Annotated in this window: 4 protein-coding genes; 3 read left to right on the top strand and 1 reads right to left on the bottom strand. The window is 59.8% G+C overall.

What is annotated here, in order from left to right; all coding sequences use genetic code 11:
• The first annotated feature begins 353 nt into the window (after positions 1-353).
• From ACF1AK_RS36040 to ACF1AK_RS36030, 3 genes are all read left to right on the top strand, one after another.
• Positions 354-1634, top strand: a complete 1281-nt coding sequence (locus tag ACF1AK_RS36040; RefSeq protein WP_030537341.1) for an IS256 family transposase — start codon at positions 354-356, stop codon at positions 1632-1634.
• Positions 1635-1810: 176 nt separating this feature from the next.
• Positions 1811-3076, top strand: a complete 1266-nt coding sequence (locus ACF1AK_RS36035; protein WP_003943361.1) for an IS256 family transposase — start codon at positions 1811-1813, stop codon at positions 3074-3076.
• Between the two features lie 151 nt (positions 3077-3227).
• Positions 3228-4316, top strand: coding sequence for an IS110 family transposase (locus ACF1AK_RS36030; protein WP_003942584.1), 1089 nt, complete (start codon positions 3228-3230; stop codon positions 4314-4316).
• 326 nt (positions 4317-4642) lie between these two features.
• On the opposite strand, the gene ACF1AK_RS36025 is transcribed toward ACF1AK_RS36030, so the two are convergent.
• Positions 4643-4988 (bottom strand): integrase core domain-containing protein (locus ACF1AK_RS36025; RefSeq protein WP_391503051.1); only part of this gene is annotated, 346 nt, incomplete at its 5' end.

Raw genomic sequence — 4988 nt, 5'->3', positions numbered from 1 at the left:
CAAAACCGACGCGGTACCGCCCTGTGTCCGCAGCCTTTCCCTCCATTCGAGCCAACCCATCGGCAGGGTCCCGATGCGCCGCCGTTCCTTTGGCCGTGGGATCGGCGGCGAGAGCGCTCAAATACAACAGAATTGGCTCGGAAACCCCCGTGGGTCAACACATAATCATCAGCCATGTCTTCTGCCCGCCGTGGTGCGGAAGAGTTCCACGACCACCACGTATACCCCAACAGCGCAGCCGCAGCGAGAAGTGTACAGCCCACCAGGACTGCGAGGCCTGCGTCCGGGGACTGTTTCGTAATCGGTGTTTTGGCCCGAGACGCTGAGTGAATGCTCGGCGAGGAGGTGCCGAGATGACGACACTGGAGAATGTGACGAAGAAGAGGGCCGAGCCCTCCGCGGAAGCTGCGGCGGCCGCGGAGTTGGTGCGCCTGGCCAAGGAGCAGGGCCTGTCGCTGACCGGGCCGGACGGTTTGCTCAAGCAGTTCACCAAAACCGTTCTGGAAACCGCACTGAACGAGGAGATGACCGAGCACCTCGGGCACGACAAGAACCAAGCTCCGGCCGATCGGGAGTCTACGAATATTCGCAACGGGACTCGGTCGAAAACGGTGTTGACCGAGGCCAGTGGGCATGTCCCGATCGAGGTCCCTCGTGATCGGGAAGGGACGTTCGAGCCGCAGATCGTCAAGAAACGCCAACGTCGATTGAACGGGGTCGATGAGATCGTGTTGTCGTTGTACGCCAAAGGATTAACGACTGGTGAAATCAGTTCGCATTTCGCTGAAATCTACGGGGCCTCGGTCTCGAAGGAGACCATCTCGCGGATCACCGACAAGGTCCTCGAGGAGATGCAGGACTGGTCTGCCCGTCCGCTCGACGAGGTGTACGCGGCAGTTTTCGTCGATGCGATCGTCGTCAAAGTTCGAGACGGGCAGGTCGCAAACCGGCCGATCTACGCGGCGATCGGCGTCAGTCTCGACGGACGGCGCGACGTGCTCGGATTGTGGGCCGGCACCGGCGGTGAGGGCGCCAAATTCTGGATGTCCGTGCTGACGGACATTCGCAATCGCGGCACTCGGGATGTGTTCTTCCTGGTCTGCGACGGATTGAAAGGCCTGCCGGAAGTCGTCGAGAACGTATGGCCGGCCACGACGGTACAAACGTGCGTCGTGCATTTGATCCGCAACACCTTTCGGCTCTCGGGACGTCAACACTGGGACGCACTCAAACACGATCTCAGACCGATCTACACGGCACCGACCGAGGCTGCCGCTCACGCGGGGCTGGACGATCTCGCCGAGCACTGGGGTGAGAGGTATCCGGCGATCATCCGATTGTGGACCAACGCTTGGCAGGAGTTCATTCCGTTCCTCGATTACGACACAGAGATACGGCGAGTGCTCTGCTCTACCAACGCGATTGAGTCCCTCAATGCCCGCTATCGGAGGGCGGTGAAAGCTCGTGGCCATTTCCCTACCGAGGCGGCTGCGCTGAAGTGTCTGTATTTGGTGACACGTTCGCTCGACCCGACAGGCAAGGGCCAGGCACGATGGATAACGAGGTGGAAGCCCGCTCTGAACGCGTTTGCGATCACGTTCGCCGATCGTTGGCCAGGATCTGAAACTTACTGATGGAAATCCGCCGAAACACCGTTAAAGAGATAGACCCGCGGCACGGCGACCACGACTGCAGCGACGCTCACCGTCACCTCTGTCACGCCGCCGGGCTGCGGCGGGACTGTCTGAATAACGGTGGATCCGGTCCTTGATTCAACACGCCGAGCTGAGCTTGGCGGGAAGGATCGACGATGACCGAAACACTTGATCCCATGGCAGAGACTGAGGTGGATCAGAAGCAGTTGGCCGAGCAGCTCCTGGCTCAGGCCAAGGAGCAGGGCGTGGAGTTGATGGGCCCGAACGGACTCCTCAATCAACTCACCAAAAACGTCCTAGAGACCGCGTTAGACGCGGAGATGACCGAGCACCTGGGCTACGAGAAGCACGATGCCGCCGGCCGCGGCAGCGGCAACTCGAGGAACGGTACCCGTTCGAAGACGGTGCTCACTGAGATCGGGCCGGTGGAGATCGAAGTGCCACGCGACGTCGATTCTTCGTTCGACCCGCAGATTGTTAAGAAGCGTCAGCGACGCTTGACGGGTATCGATGAGATCGTATTGTCATTGACGGCAAAGGGTTTGACGACCGGCGAGATATCCGCGCACTTTCAAGATATTTACGGAGCGTCGGTGTCGAAGGACACGATCTCGCGGATCACCGACAAGGTCGTCGGGGAAATGACGGAGTGGCAGAACCGGCCACTTGATCGGGTGTATCCGGTGATGTTCATCGATGCGGTGCACGTGAAGGTTCGCGATGGGCAGGTCACCAACCGGCCGATGTATGTCGCGATCGGCGTCACCGTCAATGGCGAACGCGACATCCTCGGGATCTGGGCCGGCGAGGGCGGAGAGGGCGCAAAGTTCTGGCTCTCGGTCCTGACCGAGATCAAGAACCGTGGTGTGGCGGACGTCTGCATCGTTGTGTGCGACGGACTCAAAGGATTGCCTGAAGCGATCAACACCGTCTGGGAACTCGCTGTGGTGCAGACGTGCATTATTCATCTGATACGCAACACTTTTCGCTTTGCCTCTCGTAAATATTGGGATGCGATGGCGCGTGATCTCAAACCTGTCTACACCGCTCCGTCGGAGTTTGCGGCCAGGGAACGATTCGCTGAGTTCACGCAGAAATGGGGGCAGCAGTATCCAGCGATTATCAAGATGTGGGACAACGCGTGGAGTGAGTTCGTTCCGTTCCTGGACTACGACGTCGAGATCAGGCGCGTCATCTGCTCGACGAACGCGATCGAGTCTGTCAACGCTCGCTACAGGCGCGCAGTACGGGCGCGTGGGCACTTCCCGACTGAGCAGGCGGCGCTCAAATGCTTGTACTTGGCCACGCGTGCTCTGGACCCGACAGGGAAAGGTAAGGCACGATGGGCAATGAGGTGGAAGCCCGCGCTCAATGCGTTTGCGATCACCTTCGAAGGACGCATCACCCTGAACGGTAACTAACCGACATCAAGGTCGGATCCACCGTTAATCGGACACTCCCGGTATGAGGGTCGGCCCGTTTCGGGCCGGGGACTCGCTTGCAAGTTGCCGTGGGTTGCCGAGTAGGCGAAGCCTGGATCGGTAGTGCCTACATTTGCAGGAGGCCCCGGTGATGTATCAGCGTACGAGTGTCGGATTGGACGTGCACGCACTGTCTGTAGTGGCATGTGCGATCGACGGTCAAACCGGTGAAGTATGGAAACAACGATTATGTCCGGACTCCGGTGAGATCCTCGCCTGGTTGCGTTCGTTGCCGGGTCCGGTGAAAGCCGTCTACGAGGCCGGACCGACCGGATTCGGCCTGTACCGAGCTCTGAATCAAGCGGGTGTGGAGTGCGTGGTGGTTGCGCCGTCGAAATTGCAGAGACCTGCTGGTGACCGCGTCAAGACCGATGCTCGCGACGCGCTGCATCTGGCGCGGTTGCTCCGACTGGACGAGATCGTCGAGGTCACGGTCCCTTCGGTAGAACAAGAGGCAGCCCGAGATCTGGTCCGTGCCCGTGAGGATGCTCGCGGGGATCTGATGCGATGCCGACATCGCTTGTCGAAACTTCTTCTGCGGCAGGGCATTGTCTATTCTGGTGGTGCGGCGTGGACTGGTGCGCATGATGTGTGGCTACGAAGTCAGAGGTTCGAGCAGTCGGCGTTGCAGGCCACGTTCGACTCGAACTATGAAGCGATGCTGCTCACCCGAAGCCGCCGTGACCGACTGGATACGGCGATCGAGGAGATGGCGGAGAACAGTCCCTACACGCCGATGGTGCACCGTTTGGGATGTTTACGCGGAATCTCTACTTTGACCGGGTTCGGGTTGGCGGTCGAGATCGGCGACTGGCAGCGATTTACGGGGAGCACCATCGGTTCCTATGTCGGCCTGGTGCCGAGTGAATACTCTTCGGGGACATCACGATCACAGGGTTCGATCACCAAGACCGGCAACGGTCATGCACGTCGGTTGTTGGTCGAGGCAGCATGGCATCACCGCAAGATCTACCGCAACCCTGGACAGGTCATGCGCACTCGATGGGCGAAAGCCAGCCCCGCTGCGCGTGCTCGTGGGCATGCCGGCAACCACCGCCTGCATCATCGGTGGGAGCAGTTCACCGCCCGTAAGAAGCGTCCGGTGATCGCCAATGTCGCCGTAGCCAGAGAACTTGCGGGATGGTGTTGGTCGCTGGCGGTCGTCGACGACCAGCCCTGAGCTTGTCCTTCCCCTAGATTTCGGTCGATAGACAATCGCAAAGGGCGTGATGGCAGCGTGAGGAACGATCTGCGAAAACAACTATGGGCAGCAACAGGTTCCGAAATTGGAACCGATTGCGACGCCCGACCCTAGAGCAGCAGCACCGTTCCTGCCGAACAGTCGTCCTGCGGTAGCCAACCCGCGTATATCAGTCTGACCACGAGTCGTGAATATCGACATGTCACCCGCCGTTCTTCATGTCCGTCGACCGAAACGGAAACGGCCTCGGGAACTGCCGTTCCCGAGGCCGTTTCCACCTGTCCCTTGACAAATTTCTCTACATATCAGTTGTAGGAGGAACGGACGTTGGTGACGCGGTGCCGGCGGTAAGCGGCGGGCGGTCGTCCTCCGCGTGCTGAATGCGGTCGGTGGTAATTGTAGTGAACATTCCAGACTTCGACGGCAGTGCGCCGCTCAGCTTCGCTGGTGTACTCGCGGGAGTACAGCAGTTCTTCGGCGAGGATGCGGTTGTAGCGTTCGACTTTCCCGTTGTGTTTCGGGGTGTACGGCTTGATGCGGTAGTGCCGAGCTTCGCGGAGTGAAACGGTGAAATCTGCTGCCCGATAGCATGATCCGTTGTCGGTGATCACGCGCTCGATACGGGTGATGCCGTGTGCGGCGAAGAAGAGT

The organism is Kitasatospora sp. NPDC015120, assembly GCF_043080305.1.
GTDB lineage: Bacteria > Actinomycetota > Actinomycetes > Streptomycetales > Streptomycetaceae > Kitasatospora.
This window is presented reverse-complemented; position numbering and strand designations above follow the sequence as displayed.